General features: G+C 42.1%; 17 protein-coding genes. 12 read left to right on the plus strand and 5 right to left on the minus strand.

Going from position 1 to position 20,587, the window contains the following annotated elements; genetic code table 11:
• Positions 1–10 precede the first annotated feature (10 nt).
• Positions 11–1,522 (plus strand): YfcC family protein, encoded by a 1,512-nt coding sequence (locus tag RIN70_RS03810; protein ID WP_049514056.1) that lies wholly within the window; start codon positions 11–13, stop codon positions 1,520–1,522.
• Between the two features lie 17 nt (positions 1,523–1,539).
• The gene (locus RIN70_RS03815) at positions 1,540–2,874 is read left to right on the plus strand and encodes a dipeptidase (RefSeq protein WP_272106476.1); all 1,335 of its coding nucleotides are present in this window, start codon (positions 1,540–1,542) and stop codon (positions 2,872–2,874) included.
• A gap of 29 nt (positions 2,875–2,903) precedes the next feature.
• Here RIN70_RS03815 and RIN70_RS03820 read toward each other — a convergent pair whose 3' ends face one another.
• Genes RIN70_RS03820 through RIN70_RS03830 form a run of 3 tightly spaced genes read right to left on the minus strand, consistent with a single transcriptional unit; the run spans position 2,904 to position 4,596 of the window.
• Positions 2,904–3,374: an arginine repressor gene (locus RIN70_RS03820; protein ID WP_003006364.1), complete on the minus strand. Its 471-nt coding sequence runs from the start codon at positions 3,372–3,374 to the stop codon at positions 2,904–2,906.
• Between the two features lie 11 nt (positions 3,375–3,385).
• On the minus strand, positions 3,386–4,414 hold the full coding sequence (queA, locus tag RIN70_RS03825) for a tRNA preQ1(34) S-adenosylmethionine ribosyltransferase-isomerase QueA (protein WP_003006367.1): 1,029 nt from the start codon (positions 4,412–4,414) through the stop codon (positions 3,386–3,388).
• An 11-nt stretch (positions 4,415–4,425) separates the two neighbouring features.
• Positions 4,426–4,596 carry a hypothetical protein gene (locus RIN70_RS03830; RefSeq protein ID WP_003006369.1) on the minus strand — a complete coding sequence of 57 codons (171 nt, stop codon included), beginning with the start codon at positions 4,594–4,596 and terminating at the stop codon, positions 4,426–4,428.
• A gap of 125 nt (positions 4,597–4,721) precedes the next feature.
• Between RIN70_RS03830 and RIN70_RS03835 the strand changes: the two genes are divergently transcribed.
• The 10 genes from RIN70_RS03835 (at position 4,722) to alaS (ending at position 16,976) form a co-directional block, all read left to right on the plus strand.
• Entirely contained in the window at positions 4,722–5,429 is a 708-nt protein-coding gene (locus RIN70_RS03835) for a glucosamine-6-phosphate deaminase (protein ID WP_004219627.1), read from the plus strand.
• Positions 5,430–5,617: 188 nt separating this feature from the next.
• Positions 5,618–6,964 carry a DUF1958 domain-containing protein gene (locus RIN70_RS03840; protein WP_049490513.1) on the plus strand — a complete coding sequence of 449 codons (1,347 nt, stop codon included), beginning with the start codon at positions 5,618–5,620 and terminating at the stop codon, positions 6,962–6,964.
• 70 nt (positions 6,965–7,034) lie between these two features.
• A complete protein-coding gene (locus RIN70_RS03845) occupies positions 7,035–8,207 on the plus strand; it encodes an MFS transporter (RefSeq protein WP_129824304.1) in 1,173 nt (390 codons plus the stop codon).
• A 167-nt stretch (positions 8,208–8,374) separates the two neighbouring features.
• Positions 8,375–8,956: an LptM family lipoprotein gene (locus RIN70_RS03850; RefSeq protein ID WP_070673835.1), complete on the plus strand. Its 582-nt coding sequence runs from the start codon at positions 8,375–8,377 to the stop codon at positions 8,954–8,956.
• A gap of 74 nt (positions 8,957–9,030) precedes the next feature.
• Positions 9,031–9,981 carry a competence protein CoiA family protein gene (locus RIN70_RS03855; RefSeq protein ID WP_313790696.1) on the plus strand — a complete coding sequence of 317 codons (951 nt, stop codon included), beginning with the start codon at positions 9,031–9,033 and terminating at the stop codon, positions 9,979–9,981.
• A 72-nt stretch (positions 9,982–10,053) separates the two neighbouring features.
• Positions 10,054–11,856 (plus strand): oligoendopeptidase F, encoded by a 1,803-nt coding sequence (gene pepF / locus RIN70_RS03860; RefSeq protein ID WP_070673837.1) that lies wholly within the window; start codon positions 10,054–10,056, stop codon positions 11,854–11,856.
• 1 nt (position 11,857) lies between these two features.
• Positions 11,858–12,577: an O-methyltransferase gene (locus RIN70_RS03865; protein WP_049496750.1), complete on the plus strand. Its 720-nt coding sequence runs from the start codon at positions 11,858–11,860 to the stop codon at positions 12,575–12,577.
• A gap of 72 nt (positions 12,578–12,649) precedes the next feature.
• Positions 12,650–13,594 (plus strand): peptidylprolyl isomerase PrsA, encoded by a 945-nt coding sequence (gene prsA, locus RIN70_RS03870; protein WP_313790697.1) that lies wholly within the window; start codon positions 12,650–12,652, stop codon positions 13,592–13,594.
• A gap of 253 nt (positions 13,595–13,847) precedes the next feature.
• The gene (locus tag RIN70_RS03875; protein WP_003012021.1) at positions 13,848–14,333 is read left to right on the plus strand and encodes an LURP-one-related/scramblase family protein; all 486 of its coding nucleotides are present in this window, start codon (positions 13,848–13,850) and stop codon (positions 14,331–14,333) included.
• A 24-nt stretch (positions 14,334–14,357) separates the two neighbouring features.
• On the plus strand, positions 14,358–16,976 hold the full coding sequence (gene alaS / locus RIN70_RS03880) for an alanine--tRNA ligase (RefSeq protein ID WP_070465592.1): 2,619 nt from the start codon (positions 14,358–14,360) through the stop codon (positions 16,974–16,976).
• A 373-nt stretch (positions 16,977–17,349) separates the two neighbouring features.
• Here the strand turns inward: alaS and nrdF are convergent, their stop codons facing one another.
• Both nrdF and nrdE read right to left on the minus strand, forming a co-directional pair.
• Complete coding sequence (nrdF, locus tag RIN70_RS03885) at positions 17,350–18,309, minus strand: class 1b ribonucleoside-diphosphate reductase subunit beta (protein ID WP_272143717.1); 960 nt, start codon at positions 18,307–18,309, stop codon at positions 17,350–17,352.
• Positions 18,310–18,422: 113 nt separating this feature from the next.
• Positions 18,423–20,582: a class 1b ribonucleoside-diphosphate reductase subunit alpha gene (gene nrdE / locus RIN70_RS03890; protein ID WP_013903312.1), complete on the minus strand. Its 2,160-nt coding sequence runs from the start codon at positions 20,580–20,582 to the stop codon at positions 18,423–18,425.
• Positions 20,583–20,587 lie beyond the last annotated feature (5 nt).

The following is a 20,587-nucleotide window of genomic DNA, read 5'->3' on the forward strand; positions in this document are numbered from 1 at the left end:
AGGAAGACAAATGAGTGAAAAAACGAAAAAAGGATTTAAGATGCCTTCATCTTTTTCCGTATTGTTGATCATCATTGCCATTATGGCAGTGTTAACTTGGATCATTCCAGCTGGTCAATACAAAGTTGATAAAGCTGGTGCCATCATCGCAGGTAGTTATGAATCTGTGAAACAAAACCCTCAAGGGATTTGGGATGTCCTGATGGCTCCAATCAATGCCATGCTTGGTAAAGCACCAACCAGTGCAGCGATTGACGTAGCCTTCTTCATCTTGATGGTCGGTGGTTTCCTTGGAGTTGTGAACGAAACAGGTACCCTTGATGTAGGGATTGCTTCTATCGTTCGTAAATACAAAGGCCGTGAAAAAATGTTGATCTTGATCTTGATGCCATTGTTTGCCCTTGGTGGTACAACTTATGGTATGGGTGAAGAAACTATGGCCTTCTATCCACTTCTTGTTCCTGTTATGATGTCTGTTGGTTTTGACAGCTTGACAGGGGTGGCTATTATCCTCTTAGGATCACAAATCGGATGTTTGGCGTCAACATTGAACCCATTTGCAACAGTTATCGCTTCTGATACTGCAGGTATCTCAAGTGCTTCAGGTCTCTTGCTCCGTGTTATCTTCTGGATCGTATTGACAGGACTTAGCACCTACTATGTATACCGTTATGCAGATAAGGTTCAAAAAGACCCAACCAAATCTCTCACCTATGCAACTCGTGAAGAAGATTTGAAACACTTCAACGTTGATAGTGGTGAAGAAATTCCTTCACAAATGAACAAGAAACAAAAACGTGTCTTGCTCGTCTTCATTTCAACATTCGTCATCATGGTTGCTGGATTTATCCCATTCAAAGATTTGGGTATTACATTCTTTGACAGCTTCAACGAATCTCTCCATAAAGTTCCTTACCTTGGTCAATTGATCGGTAACACAGATGCTCTTGGTACATGGTACTTCCCTCAAACAGCTATGCTCTTTGCCTTCATGGGAATCCTTGTTGGTATCATTTATGGCTTGAAAGAAGATAAGATTATTTCATCCTTCATGAATGGTGCAGCTGACCTCTTGAGTGTTGCTCTTATCGTAGCAGTAGCACGTGGTATCCAAGTCATCATGAACGACGGTATGATCACTGCAACAATTCTTCACTGGGGTGAAGAAGGACTGAAAGGTCTTTCATCTCAATTGTTCATTGTCTTGACTTACATTTTCTACTTGCCAATGTCATTCTTGATCCCATCATCATCTGGTCTTGCCAGCGCAACAATGGGTATCATGGCACCTCTTGGTAAATTCGTCAATGTACCAGGTAGCTTGATTGTTACAGCTTACCAATCTGCATCTGGTGTCTTGAACTTGATCGCACCAACTTCAGGTATCGTAATGGGAGCTCTTGCTCTTGGACGTGTTGACTTGAGTGCATGGTGGAAATTCATGGGTAAATTGGTCGTAGCGATTGTTGTGATTACTATTGCCCTTCTTCTACTAGGAACTGTGGTTCCATTCTTGCAATAGAATAAAGTAGGTGTTTCATGAAAAAAAGAATTAAGGACGATGTGAAAGAGCAGTTTTTAAACTCTCTTCAAACCATCATTTCTTACCCTTCTGTGTTAAATGAAGGGGAAAATGGAACACCGTTTGGACAAGCTATCCAAGATGTCCTAGAAAAAACCTTAGAGCTTGCTCAAGAATTAGGTTTTCAAACATATATAGATCCTGAAGGATACTATGGATATGCAGAGATCGGTCAGGGGGAGGAACTCCTGGCCGTTCTTTGTCACTTGGATGTTGTTCCAGCCGGTGATCTAAAAGATTGGCAAACGCCACCCTTTGAAGCGACTGTTGTCGGTGACTATCTAGTAGGTCGTGGTGTACAGGATGATAAGGGGCCGTCACTCGCTGCCCTCTATGCAGTTAAGAGTTTGCTGGATGATGGCGTCCAGTTTACCAAACGAATCCGCTTTATCTTTGGGACGGATGAAGAAACCTTGTGGCGGTGTATGAACCGCTACAATCAAATTGAAGAACAAGCGGATCTTGGGTTTGCACCGGATTCTTCTTTCCCATTAACCTATGCTGAAAAAGGCTTGTTACAAGTGAAATTGCATGGCCCAGGTTGGGATGATCTTCCTTTACAGGCTGGTCAGGCCCTCAATGTTGTTCCAGATAAAGCGACCTATGCAGGTCATCGTTTAGAAGAATTGCTTCCCGTTTTGGATCAAAGTGGGGTTCAGTATAGCCAAACAGAAGATTCTGTAATGGTTATGGGAGTTTCAAAGCACTCCAAAGATGCAGCCGAAGGAGTGAATGCCATTGTCGGTTTAGCGGAAAGTCTGTCCCTCATCCAACCCCACCCAGCCTTGCTCTTTATTGCAGATGCTGTTGGTGAGGATGCAACTGGAGAAGCCCTATTTGGAAAAATTACAGATGAACCAAGTGGGGATCTTTCCTTCAACCTTGCGACCCTTGTGATCGATCAAGAGCAATCGGAAATTGGAATTGATATTCGAATTCCAGTCCTTGTAGATAAGGAGAATTTAGTGGCTCGTCTGCAAGAAATTGCGGCTAGCTATCAGTTAGAGTATGAAGAATTTGACTATTTGGCTCCTTTATATGTACCGCTAGATAGTCCTTTAGTCAGCTCTTTGATGGCCGTTTACCAGGAAGAAACTGGGGATAGGACACCAGCCATGTCTTCAGGTGGTGCGACATTTGCGCGAACTATGGAAAACTGTGTAGCTTTCGGCGCTCTTTTCCCAGGTGCAGAACAGACCGAGCACCAGGCCAATGAACGAGCAAAAATTGACGATCTCTACGCTGCGATGGAAATCTATCGAGAAGCCATTCAGCGCCTAGCGACAAAATAAAAAGTTTGGAAACCAAGTTTCCAAACTTTTTATTTACTAAAGAAGAAGGGTGGGGTGAATTCTTTTAATTTTTCAAAACAATCCAAAGCTCCTTGGTTGTCTTCGCAGATGACCAAACAGACATCGTCTCCGCAGATGGTCGCTACAATTTCTTGGAGTTCCAATGCATCTAAGATCGCTCCAAAGGATTGGGCAAGACCTGGAAGAGTTTTTACAACGACCTGGTTTTGAACGGGCCGTAACATAACTAAGGCATCTTCCATATACATCCGCAGGCGCTTTTCCCAACGGGAAGGAGCGATGGTGTTCATGGCATAGTAGGAACTATCCCCCTCGTTAATTTTTACTAGATTCAAGGATTTGACATCCCGTGAAAGGGTAGACTGGGTAACGAGAACGCCATTAGCTTCTAAGGCTTCTTGAAGTTCTTGTTGGGTATGAATCCTACGCTCAGAAATGATAGAGCGGATCAAGCGGTGGCGACTTTCAATTTTATTCATGAGAGACTCCTTTACTTGATGAACATAGCATCCCCAAAACTGAAGAATCGGTATCGTTCTTGAATCGCATGGTGGTATGCTTCGAGGGTTAATTCACGGCCGGCAAAGGCAGAAACCAACATGACCAGAGTTGATTTTGGAAGGTGGAAGTTGGTTGAAAAGGCATCGACGACTTTCCATTCATAACCAGGCTTGATAAAAATATTGGTCCAGCCTGAATCAGCTTGGATGTCTCCATCAAATTTGTTGCCAATCGTTTCAAGAGTTCGGATAGAAGTCGTTCCGACGGCTACGATGCGTTTCCCTGCAGCTTTTACCTGACGAAGGGTAGCAGCGGCCTCTTCAGAAAGTTGGTAGAATTCAGAGTGCATCTCATGGTCTTCAAGATTGTCCACAGATACTGGACGGAAGGTTCCTAGGCCCACATGAAGGGTCAAATAGACCAGGTGAACCCCTTTTGCTTCAATTTTTTGGAGCAATTCTTGGGTGAAATGAAGACCTGCCGTCGGAGCTGCAGCAGAACCATTTTCTTTGGCGTAAACGGTTTGGTAACGCTCGCGGTCAGCCAGTTTTTCATGGATATAGGGAGGAAGTGGCATTTCACCAAGGCTTTCCAAGACTTCTAAAAAGATCCCTTGGTAGTGGAAGCGAACGATGCGCCCTCCATGCTCCAATTCTTCCTCAACCGTTGCAGTCAAACGACCATCTCCGAAGCTGACTGTGGCCCCTACTTTTAAGCGTTTTGCAGGTTTTGCCAAGACTTCCCAACAGTCATCTTGAGTATTTTTAAGGAGAAGGAATTCGACGTGACCACCTGTTTCTGGTTTGACCCCATGAAGGCGGGCTGGTAGAACGCGCGTATTGTTCATGACAAGAGCATCTCCTGGCTCCAATTCATCCAAAATTGCATCAAAATGACGGTCTTGGAATTGCCCTGTTTTTCGATCGAGGATCAAGAGTTTAGAGGCATCTCGTTTTTCAAGAGGGGTTTGAGCAATCAGTTCTTCAGGCAAATCAAAGTCAAAGTCGTTGGTATTCATTTGCGCTCCTTTTATAATAAATTTGTGAGTAGATAGATGGTAGTCCCGACAGCTAAGAGCATCAGGCTGATTCCCATCAAAAAGATCAGGACCTTGAGAATCTTTCTTTGATGAATCAAGAAAGATAAGAGAAAGACAAGGAGTCCGATCAAAAAAATGATGAATAATAGTGATACAATCATACCTTTCATTATATCACGAATCGACTTGAAAATGAAAAAAATGCCAGAAAAAGATAGCGGTTTCACTTGACAAAAATTGGTCTATACCATATAATAAAAGCATAGAGAAATAGGAGGTCTATCCAATGAAAATTATTGAAGTAAAGGACCAAATTGAGGGTGGAAAAGTTGCCTTTGATATATTAAAAGAAACCTTAAAGGAAGGTGCTCAAACCTTAGGTCTTGCGACTGGAAGCAGTCCCCTTGAGTTTTATAAACAAATTCGTGAAAGTGATTTGGACTTATCTAATCTAATCAGTGTAAACTTAGATGAATACGTAGGGTTGACGGGAGATGATCCTCAATCTTATCGGTATTTCATGGAGAAAAATCTCTTTGATGCCAAACCATTCAAAGAAAGTTATCTCCCATCAGGTGTAGAAGAATCTGCCGATCAGGAAGTGATCCGTTATAACAAAATACTCGAAGACCATCCAGTGGACCTACAAATCTTGGGAATCGGACGCAATGGGCATATCGGTTTTAATGAGCCAGGGACATCCTTTGATAGTCAGACCCACTTAGTTCAGTTGGATGACTCTACCATTGAGGCTAATTCTCGTTTCTTTGATAAGATCGAAGATGTACCAACCCAAGCCATTTCGATGGGAATTGCTAATATCTTAGCAGCGAAATCGATTGTCTTGTTTGCCTATGGGGAATCAAAAGCCCAAGCAATCAAAGGTACAGTAGAGGGTGAAAGGACTGAAAAAGTGCCAGCTAGTGCCCTTCAAGGACATCCAAATGTGACCATTATTGCGGATAAGGAAGCCTTGAGCTTGTTAAGTCGATAAAAAACAGGACCTATCGCCGATTTATTCGGGCCAGATAGGTTTTTTTCTGCTTCAAAATATGGTACAATACAAGTAATTATCTGCTGGGATTAGCTCTTTTCATCTACTGGGAGACAAGAGGAAAGGGCATGAGGGCTAGAAGCTTATTTTAGCCTCCAGCTGATTAGTCTGTTATAAAGGAAAAGTTTATGATAAAAAAATATTTGATCCATATTTGCCTCCTTCTGAGTCTCTTATGCCAGCCAATTCTAGCGAGTGCGGATGAATTGGTGGATATGGCGCAAAAGATGTATCCAAATGACAATGTCCAAGCCATTAACCGTCCACATTCTTCGCTTATTATTGACGGAAATACGGGCAATGTTCTTTGGAAAGACAATATCGATGAAGTCAGAGATCCTGCCAGCATGAGTAAGCTCATGACGCTCTATCTCTTGTTTGAAGATATGGCAAATGGCAAGATCAGTAAGGATACAGTGATCAAGGCGACCGCTTCAGACCAAGCGATCGGAAAGATCTATGAGATCTCCAACAATAATATTGTTGCTGGGGTAGACTACACAATTCCTGAGTTGATTACCATGACAGTGGTTCCATCCTCAAATGTATCGACCCTCATGTTGGCCAATCTCATGTCCAACAATGATCCAGATGCCTTTATCGAGCGCATGAATGCCAAGGCTAAGGAATTAGGGATGACCAATACGGTCTGGAATAACCCGAGTGGGGCGGCCATCTCCACCTTGCAGGGCTACTATCAGGTCAACAATTATCCAAATGATGCGGCCAACCAGACAACTGCGCGTGATTTAGGGATTCTGGTTTATCATTTTATCAATCAATACCCAGATATTTTAAACTATACCAATCAAGCACAAGTCACGGTCAAAAAAGGGACTCCATATGAGGAAACCTTTGATACCTACAATTATTCATTGCCAGGAGCCAAGTATGCCTTGAAAGGTGTGGATGGTTTGAAAACTGGTTCAAGCCCTCGTGGAGCTTTCAACTATATCGCGACCATCAAACGGGGCAATCAGCGCTTAATTGCTGTCATTATGGGCGTAGGAGATTGGGCAGACCAAGATGGGGAATATTACCGTCACCCGTTTGGCAATGCCTTGATCGAAAAAGCCTATAAAGATTTTGGCTATAAAAAATTGCTAGATGCAGGTGTCCAGAAGATTGACGGCAAGACCTATACACTTGAAAAACCCTTCTATGCAACGGTCAAAAAAGGTGCTAAAGAACCGACCCTTGCGGTAAAAGATGGCTATCTGACAGTAGATAATGATCTCTACACGTTGTCTGAAGGTATCCGAGATGATATGAAGGTAGAAGAAGGGGCCAAGCCAGAGCTTGTCAAAGAAACAGCAAGTGGGAAAAAGACAACGGCTAAGCACAGTAAATGGCTTTCGCTGGATCACTTCCTGATCTTGATTCCAATTCTCATTCTTGTCATCATTCTCTCGATTGAAAAACAAAGTCGTGAGAGACGCAAAAAAGAGGCTCAAAAGCGCTATAATAAAGAGTAAAATAAAACCTAACTGATTGTCAGTTGGGTTTTGTCATTGTCTCATTCCGATATTTTTAGAAAGGATTCATATGAAAAAATTCCGAAATTCTTATGCGGCTTATATGTTGCTCTATAGTTTTTATTTTATGTCCACATCTCTCTTTACGACCCTCATTTCCGTCTATTTGATGGGAAAGCACTATAGTGCAACCCAAGTGTCGACCTTGGTATCGGTTGCTTTTTTCTTATCCATGGTAGCCCAACCCTTCTTTGGTTATATCAATGAGCGATTTGGAATCGTAAAAATGACGACCCTCAGTCTGAGTGTGATCATTGGTGGTGTCTTCGGTTTTCTTTGGGCCCCCAATCTCTTTTGGCTGACCGTTTTTTATGGGATTGTTCTAGTCTGTTTGAATGGGACAGCTCCCATGATGGAAGTATTTGCAACGCAAAGTCCATACGCTTTTGGGAAGATTCGCGTTTGGGGAACCATTGGCTACTCGGTCGGTGTCCAAATAGCCGGCTGGGTCTATCATCAGTTTAGCCCCCAAGCTGTTTATTATACGGTTTTGATCACCATTTTACTCAGCATTTTCTGTCTAAGTGCGGTTCGAATGAAGAAAAAAGAGACAGTCGTAGAAAAGGAAAAACACCCTGTCTCTATTCGTCCTCTTCTTCACAATGGACCTTATCTCTTCTTTATTGTGTTGATTGGCTTGGCTTCAGGGGTTGGAAATATTGGTCATACCTATATTCCTGAGCTACTCATGGATAGTGGTCTACCAGTCCATATTGCCTCTACGGTTGTAGCTATCTCCGTCGTAGTGGAAGCTCCCTTGATCTTTTTCTCTGATCGATTCATGGACCACTGGCCTTTACGGGTTTTGATCGCTCTTCCAATCGGGATTATTTTTGCTCAATATGTTGTCTACGCTCTTCCAAGTCCTGTCTTCTTAAAAGTGCTTTTGACTCTTTTAGCCAAGCATACAACAGGGATGGTTTTGATTATGGTCTCCTTACGGTTTATTGCCCAACAGGTGAATGGCAAAGACTTGGTTCTTGCCATGGCTATTGTCCAAGGAGCTCGTTATTTAGGAACCATTCTTTTACAACCTCTCGCAGCCCTCTGTATTGAAAGAGGTGGTTACCAAGTCATGAGTTTCTTTTTAGCAGGGGTTGTAGGGATCGTCTTTTTGCTGAGCTTTGCCTTAAAAATGCCCCAAGGGAAGGCTCACGGCCTTTTTGGTGGCAAAGTAGACTAATGAAATTGTTACAATTGTATGACTAATCATCGAGGAGTTGGACAGAAACACTGATTTCACAGTGTTTTGTCCAACTTTTTTGCTAATATTAAGAACTAGTGATTAATTTGACAGTCAAAGTATTCGATGGTAGAATGAGGTAAAATAAATATAAAGGAGACCATTTTATGAAAAAAATGATCTTATCGACAGCTGCTCTTTTGACGATCTTTTCCCTAGCTGCTTGTTCAAACAAACAAGACACAAAGAAGGAAACTTCAAACAGTCAATCAACGACTAAAGTGACGAGCAAATCTGCCAACACTTCAAAAAGTAAGGATAATTCAACAGATTCAGAAGATACGTCATCTTCTAGCCTCTTAACAGATGCTGAAATCAACAAGGCTAAGACAGTTGGAGACTTCAAAAAGTTGTTTGCAAAATTAATGGATCAATCTGTTTCTATTACTGAAGAAGCAGGCACTTCTGTGACAGGTTCTGCAAAAGAACAATACGATGCAATGATTAGTACCTTAAAGCAAGGATTAGAAAACCAAAAAGATATCTTTAATGAAGGCTTGGAAAGCATCGGTTCAGATAGTACAGTCGTTCCTAAAGAAGACCGTGAAGCTTTGATCGAAATCTTGAAAGATGCTCGTGAAGAGTTGGAAAGTACTCGTAAAGAAATGAAAGATATGCAGAAAGAATTGAGTAAATCTCCTGTTGCTGATGATTCTAGTGATGATTCAGATTCAGATTCTGAAGAATAAAAAGAAGAAAAGGTTGGAATTTCCAGCCTTTTTCCTATTTTTTTTTCGAATGATATAGATGAGGAGGTGGGCCTATGTTTATTGCCATGGATAACAATCAAAAGCGGTGGAACTGTATGGAAGAGATCCCAGCTGTGACAGAAGGTCCCTTCTATTGCTTGGCTTGTCATAGTCCAGTGCGTCTAAAAAATGGCTCGGTTCTACGGGCTCATTTTGCTCATATAAAATTACAGCATTGTCCCTACCATCACGAAGCTGAGAGTTTTGAACATCTGGAATTAAAAGCTTGTCTTTATGATTGGGCCTCTAAGGAATCTCATACAGAGGTAGAAAGTTATTTAGCAGACTTTCAACAAATTGCCGATCTTTTGGTAGTAGAAAAGAACTTAGCTTTGGAAGTGCAGTGCAGCTCCTTATCTTTAGAACGCTTGAAGGAGAGGAGCGATGCTTATCGATCCAACGGTTACCAGGTCTATTGGTTACTTGGTAAAAAGTTGTGGCTCAAGGAAAGACTAACAAAGCTGCAGGCTGGCTTTCTTTATTTTAGTCAGAATCGAGGGTTCCATCTTTGGGAATTGGATCTGACAAAGAAAGAGCTACGTCTGCAATACCTCATCCATGAGGATTTACGAGGGCGATTGCATTATCAAACAGAAATTTTCCCTTTTGGCCAAAGGTCTTTACTGGAAGTCTTACGGACCCCTTATCTTTCGCAACCCATGCAGCAAATGGCAGTCGAGCTCGATCGTACATTTTTAACGTATATACAGCAGCAACTCTTTTATCGTCATCCAAAGTGGCTGAAGCTTCAGGAAGAACTCTATATGCAGGGACACCATCTGATGGAACTGGGGCTGGATTTCTTTTATCCTCTTTGTCGTCCGATCCTTTCACAGAACTTGCTCCAAATTAAAGAGGATGTAGAAGGTTACTACCAGCAATTTATGACCTATTATCAGTCGCAAGGGATCCAACCCGTTCAGATCCTTTATCCCCCACGTTTTTATGCTCAACAGAAAAGCTAACTTTCTAAGATAGAAAACCTCCCGAAATGTTCATTTTTATGCTAAAATAGTACCATTGGAGGATTAATCGAAATGGTAAAACAACGTAATGAAATTGATGAAAAATACCAATGGGATTTGTCGACAATTTTTGCGACAGATCAAGCTTGGGAAGAAGAAGCAGCAAGCTTAGCTACAGATATTAAAGCAGCAAGCCACTATGCTGGCCATTTGTTGGATTCAGCGCAAACACTGTTGGATACAACCAATGCATATTTGGAATTGAGTCGTCGTTTAGAAAAGGTCTACGTCTATGCCCATATGAAAAATGACCAAGACACACGAGTGGCTAAATACCAAGAGTACCAATCAAAAGGGATGTCTCTTTATAGCTTGTTAGGTGAAACCTTTGCCTTCTATGAGCCTGAATTCATGGCCATTACGGATGAGCAATACAAGACCTTTGTGAGTGAAGTTCCAGCCTTGGAACAATATGGTCATTATTTTGATCGTTTGCTAGAGAAAAAAGAACATGTCTTGTCTCAAAAAGAAGAGGAATTACTTGCAGGAGCTGGTGAGATCTTTGCGGCTGGGGGTGAAACCTTTGAAATCTTGGACAATGCAGATATTGTTTTCCCAACTGTGCATGATGACAAGGGCGAAGAGGTTCAATTAACCCATGGAAACTATATTTCTTTGGTAGAATCAAAAGATCGTGCCGTTCGTAAAGAAGCTTACGAAGGCCTCTACAAGGTTTATGAACAGTACCAACATACCTATGCTAAAACCTTGCAAACCAATGTGAAAGTTCACAACTTTAATGCCAAAGTTCGCAAATTCTCATCTGCCCGTGAAGCGGCCCTTTCTGAAAACTTTGTACCAGAAAGTGTTTATGATAGCTTGGTGGCAGCGGTCAACAAACACTTGCCACTCTTGCAACGCTATGTGCAATTGCGTTCAAAAATTCTAGGAATCTCAGACTTGAAGATGTACGATATGTATACGCCATTATCCGATACAGACTACAAGTTTACCTATGAAGAATCGTTGGCCAAAGCAGAAGAAGTCTTGGCTGTTTTGGGTGAGGACTACCTTTCTCGTGTGAAACGTGCCTTTAGCGAACGGTGGATTGATGTGCATGTCAACCAAGGAAAACGCTCAGGTGCCTATTCAGGTGGTTCTTATGATACCAATGCCTTCATGTTGTTGAACTGGCAAGATACATTGGATAATCTCTTCACCTTGGTGCATGAAACTGGTCACAGTATGCATTCTAGCTATACCCGTGAAACCCAGCCTTATGTCTATGGGGACTATTCCATCTTCCTTGCCGAAATCGCCTCTACAACCAATGAAAATATCCTGACCGAACGTCTGTTAGAAGAAGTAGAAGACGATGCAACTCGTTTTGCTATTTTGAATCACTTCTTGGATGGCTTCCGTGGAACCGTCTTCCGTCAAACGCAGTTTGCTGAATTTGAGCATGCCATCCATAAAGCAGACCAAGAAGGTACCGTTTTGACTAGTGAGTTCTTGAACAACCTTTATGCAGAGCTCAATGAAAAATACTATGGTCTTTCAAAAGAAGACAACCCTGAGATCCAATATGAATGGGCTCGGATTCCTCACTTCTACTATAACTACTATGTCTTCCAATATTCAACAGGTTTTGCAGCAGCTTCAGCCTTAGCTGAAAAGATTGTTCATGGAACACAAGAAGATCGTGATAAATATATCGACTACTTGAAAGCTGGAAATTCTGATTATCCACTCAATGTCATCCGCAAAGCAGGTGTGGATATGGAAAAAGAAGACTACTTGGACGCAGCCTTTGCGGTCTTTGAACGTCGGTTGAATGAATTTGAAGCCCTAGTAGAAAAATTAGGACTCGCATAAGATGGTAGAGTCTTATAGTAAAAATGCCAACCACAATATGCGCCGGCCAGTGGTTAAAGACGAGATCGTTGACTTTATGCGCACGCGTCAAAAACCGGTAGCAGGTGCCTTGGAGGAGTTAGAAGCATTCGCCCGCAAGGAAAATATTCCGATTATTCCGCATGAAACGGTAGCTTACTTTAGACTACTCCTGCAAGCCCTACAACCAAAGAAAATCCTGGAAATTGGGACAGCAATTGGATTTTCAGCGCTCTTAATGGCTGAAAATGCTCCCGATGCACAAATTACCACTATTGATCGGAATGAAGAGATGATTGGCTTTGCCAAGGAAAATCTGGCTAAATACGATCAGAGAAAACAAATCACCTTGCTTGAAGGAGATGCAGTAGATGTCTTGCAGGATTTAACAGAGACCTATGACTTTGTCTTTATGGACTCTGCTAAGTCTAAGTACATCGTCTTTTTGCCACGAATTCTCGAACTCTTAGAGGTTGGGGGAGTCGTGGTATTGGATGATATTTTCCAAGGAGGAGATGTTGCCAAGGACATCATGGAAGTGCGTCGTGGGCAACGAACCATTTACCGGGGGCTTCAGAACCTCTTTCATGCGACTCTCAATCATCCAGATTTGACCGCTAGTTTGGTGCCACTTGGAGATGGTATTTTGATGATTCGGAAAAATACAGAGACGGTAACCTTGCCAGATCCTAGCTCTTTTTAGGTAAATTTAAGGTATTCTCTCTAATTTGTGGTAAAATAGAAGAAGTTTAAAAAGGAACGGAGAATAATTTTCATGAAGAAAAAACTTGTAGCAGGTGCTGTGACCTTGCTATCAGTCGTAACACTAGCAGCGTGTGCCAATGGCACAAACAAAGATATCGTGACCATGAAAGGGGACACGATTACAGTTTCTGATTTCTATAATGAAATCAAAAACAACCAAGGTGCTCAACAAGTTCTTTTCCAAATGACCATCAATAAAGTCTTTGAAAAAGAATATGGATCAAAAGTTTCTGATAAAGAAGTCGATAAAGAATTGGCTAAACAAAAGAAACAATTAGGCAAGCAATTCGATGCTTACTTGGCGCAACAAGGCTTGACGGAAGAAACAGCAAAGAAACAAATCCGTAGCAATATGTTGTTGGAATATGCAGTCAACCAAGCTGCTAAGAAAGATATCAAAGAGTCTGACTACAAGGCGGCTTTTGAATCTTACACACCAGAAGTAACAGCACAAATTATCAAGTTAGATTCAGAAGACAAAGCAAAAGAAGTGTTGGAAGCAGCTAAAGCGGAAGGTGCAGACTTTGCCCAAATCGTCAAAGACAATTCGACAGATACTGCTACAAAAGACAAAGGTGGCGAAGTCAAGTTCGATTCAGGAACAGCAGATATTCCATCTCAAGTCAAAGAAGCTGCCTTTAAGTTGGATGAAAATGGGATTTCAGATGTGATCACAGTTTCAGCAGGTCAAAACTATTCTGCTAGCTACTATATTGTCAAATTGAATAAGAAGACAGAAAAAGGTTCTGACTGGAAGAAATACGAAAAACGTTTGAAAGAGATCATTGTTGACGGTCGTAAGCAAGATACTAACTACATCCGTAGCATTATTGCAAAAGCGATGACCAATGCCAATATCAAGGTCAAAGATGATGCCTTCAAATCAACCTTCAACCAATATTTGCAAAATATCGGTGTTCAAACGAGCGATAGCAGTTCATCATCTAAAAAATAGTTGACGGTTCCTTTTGGAACTTGTATAATGAAATAGTTGAGAATAAATCATTGTTACTCGGAATCAGAGAAGTGGCGGGGGTGCGAGCCATGGAAGAGAAATGATTTTGCTACTCGGCTGAGACAATTGCATATAAAATGAAGAATGACAAGTTCATTGAATGAAGGTGGTACCGCGGTTTTTCGCCCTTCGTTTAGTGGCTTGTCTTTTGTTTATGGGCAGTTGTCTGGAGCTTTTTAAAGGAGATCAAAAGATGCGAACCTATCAAGTGAAACAAAAATTTCGATTGGGTGGCGAGCGGTTCGATATCAAAGATGAGTTGGGAAATGTTGAGTACCAGGTTGAGGGATCTTTTCTTAAGATTCCCAAGACTTTTACCATCTACGATAAGAATGGACAAGAAGTGAGCCACATTACTAAAAAAACAATCAGCTTTCTTCCCAAGTTTGTGGTTGAGTTGAAGGATGGGGACCGCTTTTTTATCCATAAAAAGCTGACGCTCTTCAGGGATAAGTACGATATCGAAGATTTGGGACTTCGGGTACAAGGAAATATCTGGGACCTAGAATTCAAATTATTCGATGACCGGGATCAAATCGTCGCTGAGATTAGCAAGGAACTCTTTCATTTAACCTCTACCTACCAAGTATCGGTGTATGAGGATGAATACGCTGATTTAGTCATCTCACTTTGTGTCGCCATCGATTATGTCGAAATGTTAGAAGCTGGCGCAAATTAATCTTAAAAAAATTAGGAGACAAATATGAAACAATTATCTAGTGCACAAGTCCGCCAAATGTGGCTTGATTTCTGGGCAAGCAAAGGCCACTCTGTAGAACCATCTGTTAGCTTGGTTCCAGTAAACGATCCAACACTTTTATGGATTAACTCAGGGGTTGCCACTCTTAAGAAATACTTCGATGGAACCATCAAACCTGAAAATCCACGGATTACCAATGCTCAAAAAGCCATCCGTACCAACGATATCGAAAACGTAGGGAAAACTGCTCGTCACCATACCATGTTTGAAATGTTGGGGAACTTCTCTATCGGAGATTACTTCCGTGATGAAGCCATTACGTGGGCTTATGAACTTTTGACAAGTCCGGAATGGTTTGATTTCCCTAAAGACAAACTTTACATGACCTATTACCCTGACGACAAAGATTCATACAACCGTTGGATCGCTGTTGGGGTAGATCCAAGTCACTTGATCCCAATCGAAGACAACTTCTGGGAAATCGGTGCGGGGCCTTCTGGACCAGATACAGAAATCTTCTTTGACCGTGGAGAAGCCTTTGACCCTGAAAATATCGGTCTTCGTCTGCTTGCAGAAGATATCGAAAACGACCGTTACATCGAAATCTGGAACATTGTTTTGTCACAATTTAACGCTGACCCTGCTGTTCCTCGTAGTGAGTACAAGGAATTGCCACACAAGAACATTGATACGGGTGCAGGTTTGGAACGTTTGGTAGCCGTTATCCAAGGGGCCAAGACTAACTTTGAAACAGACCTCTTCATGCCGATCATCCGTGAAGTTGAAAAGATGTCTGGTAAAACCTATGATCCAGATGGCGATAACATGAGCTTCAAGGTGATTGCTGACCACATCCGTTCGCTTTCATTTGCGATTGGAGATGGGGCTCTTCCAGGTAATGAAGGACGCGGTTACGTTCTTCGTCGTCTCCTCCGTCGTGCTTCTATGCATGGTCAAAAATTGGGGATTGAAGGAACCTTCTTGTATAAATTGGTTCCAACTGTTGGGAAGATCATGGAAAGCTACTACCCAGAAGTACTTGAAAAACAAGAATTTATCGAAAAAATCATCAAGAGTGAAGAAGAATCATTTGCTCGTACCTTGAACTCTGGTCAACACTTTGCCCAAACCATTGTTGAAGACTTGAAAGCCAAAGGTCAAACAGTGATTGCTGGTCAAGATGTCTTTAAACTTTATGATACATACGGATTCCCAGTAGAATTGACAGAAGAAATCGCTGAAGAAGCTGGAATGACAGTCGATCGTGACGGTTTTGAAGCAGCTATGAAGGAACAACAAGAACGGGCGCGTGCATCGGCTGTCAAAGGTGGATCTATGGGGATGCAAAATGAAACCCTTCAAAACATTACAGTTGAAAGTAGCTTCAACTACAATGCCAGCCAATTGCCTTCTAAGTTGGTGGCTATCGTAGCGGACAATGCAGAAGTAGAGGCTGTATCAGAAGGGACTGCATCATTGATCTTTGCAGAAACTCCATTCTACGCTGAAATGGGTGGACAAGTTGCGGACCATGGTCAAATCTTGGATGCTACAGGAAATGTCGTAGCTACTGTAACAGATGTACAAAAGGCACCAAATGGACAACCACTTCATACTGTTGAAGTTCTTGCTCCTCTTGCCTTGAACCAAGAATACACCTTGGCGATCGATACCAATCGTCGTCATCGTGTCATGAAGAACCACACTGCAACTCACTTGCTCCATGCCGCTCTTCACAATATCCTTGGGAACCACGCAACCCAAGCAGGATCTCTCAACGAAGTAGAATTCCTTCGCTTTGACTTTACCCACTTCCAAGCCGTAACTCCTGAAGAATTGCGCGCTATTGAACAACAAGTCAATGAAAAGATTTGGGAAGCGATCGCAGTCGAAACGATTGAAACAGATATCGATACTGCTAAAGAAATGGGAGCCATGGCCCTCTTTGGTGAAAAATACGGTAAAGAAGTCCGTGTTGTAACGATCGGTGATTACTCTGTTGAGCTCTGTGGTGGTACTCACGTAGGCAACACTTCTGAAATTGGTCTCTTCAAGATTGTCAAAGAAGAAGGGATCGGATCAGGAACTCGTCGTATCTTGGCAGTGACTGGTAAGGAAGCCTTCGAAGCTTATCGTGAACAAGAAGATGCACTGAAAGCAGTCGCAGCAACCTTGAAAGCACCTCAACTTAAGGAAGTCCCTCACAAGGTGGAAGGTCTTCAAGAACAACTCCGTCAATTGCAAAAAGAAAATGCAGAATTGAAGGAAAAAGCGGCAGCAGCGGCAGCAGGCGATGTCTTCAAGAATGTTCAAGAAGCAAATGGACACCGTTACATTGCCAGCCAAGTTTCTGTATCAGATGCAGGTGCTCTTCGTACCTTTGCGGATAACTGGAAACAAAAAGATTACTCTGACGTCCTTGTTCTTGTCGCAGCTATCGGTGACAAGGTCAATGTCCTTGTAGCTAGCAAGACAAAAGAGGTCCATGCAGGTAATGTGATCAAAGAATTGGCTCCAATCGTCGATGGACGTGGTGGTGGTAAACCAGACATGGCCATGGCAGGAGGAAGCAACCAAGCTAAAATCCAAGAATTGTTGGATGCTGTAGCAGGTAAATTGTAATCATCGGAGAGGTTGGATGTTTGTCCAACCTCTTTTTTCAAAAAAAAAGCAGATCCAATTAGAAAAAGATTGCAACAAAAAAACCTTTCCGTCTGGAAAGGTTTCAGATTGAAGATAAAGTCTTCTAAAAAACTTTTCTTAGGTGAGTACGGACGTCAGCGAACTTCAAAGAAGTTCCTTGACTTAGTTTTGGACCTAAGGTTCCAAAACTCCCGAGTGCTAGAAACATGATTGTTTCTAGCACTTTTCTCACGGCGGAAAGTTTTTAATCTTCAAAAAATAAAAGTCATTTTTTGAAAATCATCTATCTGTTTTATGTAAAACAATAGGTTGTCTATATTTAAAAACCTTTCCATCTGGAAAGGTTTTTGTCTTATAGGCCGTAGTTGTAATCGTCCTCCTGCATAGCTTCTACTTCACCGAGAAGGTAACCATTTCCGACTTGAGAGAAGAAGTCGTGGTTAGAGGTACCGGTTGAGATTCCGTTCATGACGATTGGGTTAACGTCATCTGCTGAGTCTGGGAAAAGCGGATCTTGTCCCAAGTTCATGAGGGCTTTATTAGCATTGTAGCGAAGGAAGGTCTTGACTTCCTCAGTCCAGCCCACACCATCATAGAGGCTCTCTGTGTAACCTTCTTCATTCTCATAGAGGGTGTAGAGCAGATCATACATCCACTCTTTGAGTTTTTCTTGTTCTTCTTCTGGTAATTCGTTAAATCCAAGTTGGAACTTGTAGCCGATATAGGTTCCGTGAACAGATTCGTCCCGAATGATCAACTTGATGATTTCAGCTACGTTGGCTAATTTGTTGTTTCCAAGATAGTAGAGAGGTGTGAAGAAACCAGAGTAGAAGAGGAAGGTTTCAAGGAAAACGCTGGCGACTTTCTTTTCAAGGGGAGTTCCATTGAGGTAGATTTCGTTGATGATTTCTGCCTTCTTTTGAAGGAAAGGATTGGTGTTGGTCCATTCGAAAATCTCTTCGATTTCTGACTTAGTATTCAAAGTAGAAAAGATAGAAGAGTAAGACTTAGCATGGACAGATTCCATGAATTGGATGTTGTTAAAGACAGCTTCTTCATGGGGAGTACGAATATCCGCACGAAGAGCTTGAACACCTGTTTCAGATTGCATGGTATCTAGAAGGGTTAATCCCCCAAAGACTTTACCAACTAGGTCTTTTTCTTTATTCGACAACTTTCTCCAGTCATCCAAGTCGTTTGACAAAGGGATACGTGTATCCAACCAGAATTGCTCTGTCAGTTTTTCCCAGGTCGATTTATCGATGACATCTTCGATCGCATTCCAGTTAATGGCTTTGTAGTATGTTTCCATTTGCATCACTTTCTTTTTCTATTCATTCAATCGTTACTATTCTACCATAAATTGATAGAATACCGCACAAAAAGTCGGCGAACCGACTTTTGATAGCTATCTAGGATAGCGGATTAGATGACACAGCTTTCACATTGGTTGGCGCCAACTTCTCCACCATCATCTGTAAAGGTACGGACGTAGTAGATAGACTTGATACCCTTGTTAAAGGCGTAGTTCCGAAGGATAGACAAGTCACGAGTGGTTTGTTTGTTTTCAGTTTTCCATTCGTAAAGACCCTTTGGAATATCGCTACGCATAAAGAGAGTCAGTGAAAGACCTTGGTCTACGTGTTCAGTTGCGGCAGCATAGACATCGATGACTTTTCGCATATCCATGTCGTAGGCAGAAGTGTAGTAAGGAATCGTTTCCGTTGACAATCCTGCTGCAGGGTAGTAGATCTTACCGATTTTTTTCTCTTGGCGTTCTTCAATCCGTTGTGTAATTGGGTGGATAGAAGCAGAGACGTCATTGATGTAGCTGATAGATCCATTTGGTGCGACAGCCAAGCGGTTTTGGTGGTAAAGACCATCTGCTTGAACTTTAGCACGCAGTTCTGCCCAATCCTCAGCACTTGGGATAAAGATATCTTTAAAGAGTTCTTTGACGCGATCAGATTTTGGTACAAATTCTCCAGTCGTGTACTTATCAAAGTAAGTACCATTGGCATAATCAGATTTTTCGAAGTTGTGGAAGGTAACACCCCGTTCGCGCGCAATGTTGTTTGATTCTACGAGAGTCCAGTAGTTCATGAGCATGAAGTAGATGCTAGTGAACTCGACAGACTCAGGTGATCCGTATTCGATCAATTGTTGCGCAAGGTAGCTGTGAAGTCCCATTGCTCCAAGTCCGAACGAATGCGCCAGTTTATTTCCGTGGTCAATAGTTGGAACGGCCACGATATGAGAGCTATCGGTGACGAAGGTCAAAGCACGAACCATGGCACGAATCGAACGTCCAAAATCAGGTGAAGTCATCATGTTAACCACGTTGGTTGAACCAAGGTTACATGAGACGTCTGTTCCCATTTGGACAAATTCTTGGGCATCGTTGATCAAGCTTGGTTCTTGAACTTGGAGGATCTCTGAACACAAGTTACTCATGATGATTTTCCCATCAACAGGGTTGGCCCGGTTAGCAGTATCGATGTTGACTACATATGGATAGCCAGATTCTTGTTGCAATTTAGAAATTTCAGTTTCCAAATCACGTGCCTTAATTTTAGTCTTGCGGATATTTGGATTAGCAACCAACTCATCGTATTTTTCAGTGATGTCGATGTAGTTAAATGGTACTCCGTATTCACGTTCCACAGAGTATGGGCTGAAGAGGTACATTTCCTCATTCTTACGAGCCAATTCATAGAATTTGTCTGGTACGACGACCCCAAGTGAGAGAGTCTTCACCCGAACTTTTTCATCAGCATTTTCTTTCTTAGTAGAAAGGAAGGCGATGATGTCTGGGTGGAAGACGTTGAGGTAAACAACCCCAGCCCCTTGTCGTTGTCCCAATTGGTTAGAGTAAGAGAAGCTATCTTCAAAGAGTTTCATAACAGGTACGACCCCAGAAGCGGCTCCTTCATATCCTTTGATTGGTGCTCCAGCTTCACGAAGATTGCTGAGGGAAATCCCAACCCCACCACCGATACGTGAAAGTTGAAGGGCAGAGTTGATGGAACGTCCGATTGCATTCATATCATCGGTTACTTGGATCAAGAAACATGAAACCAATTCTCCACGGCGGGCACGACCAGCATTTAAGAAAGAAGGAGTCGCTGGTTGGTAGCGTTGGTGGATAATTTCGTTTGCGATGTCTCGCGCGATAGCTTCATTTCCATCTGCAAAATAGAGAGCATTGAAGAAGACACGGTCTTCCATGCTTTCAAGATAGTATTCTCCATCATTTGTTTTCAAAGCGTATTGGTTATAGAATTTGTAGGCCGCCATGAAGGACTTGAATTGGAAGTTTTGGTCTTTGATAAATTGGGCCAATTCCTCTAAAAATTCAGGACGGTATTTCTCGATAAAAGCTCTCTCAATGTAATTGTGCTCGAGAAGGTACTGAATCTTGTCTGTAATCGAGTCAAAGGTTTTAGTATTTGGTACAACATTTTCTTTAAAGAACGCATCCAAAGCTTCTTTATCTTTATGAAGCATGATTTGGCCGTTTACTGGACGGTTGATTTCATTGTTAAGACGAAAATACGTCACATCTTCAAGAGATTTTAATCCCATAATAA

The sequence above is a fragment of the Streptococcus parasanguinis genome (assembly GCF_032163505.1).
GTDB lineage: Bacteria > Bacillota > Bacilli > Lactobacillales > Streptococcaceae > Streptococcus > Streptococcus parasanguinis_V.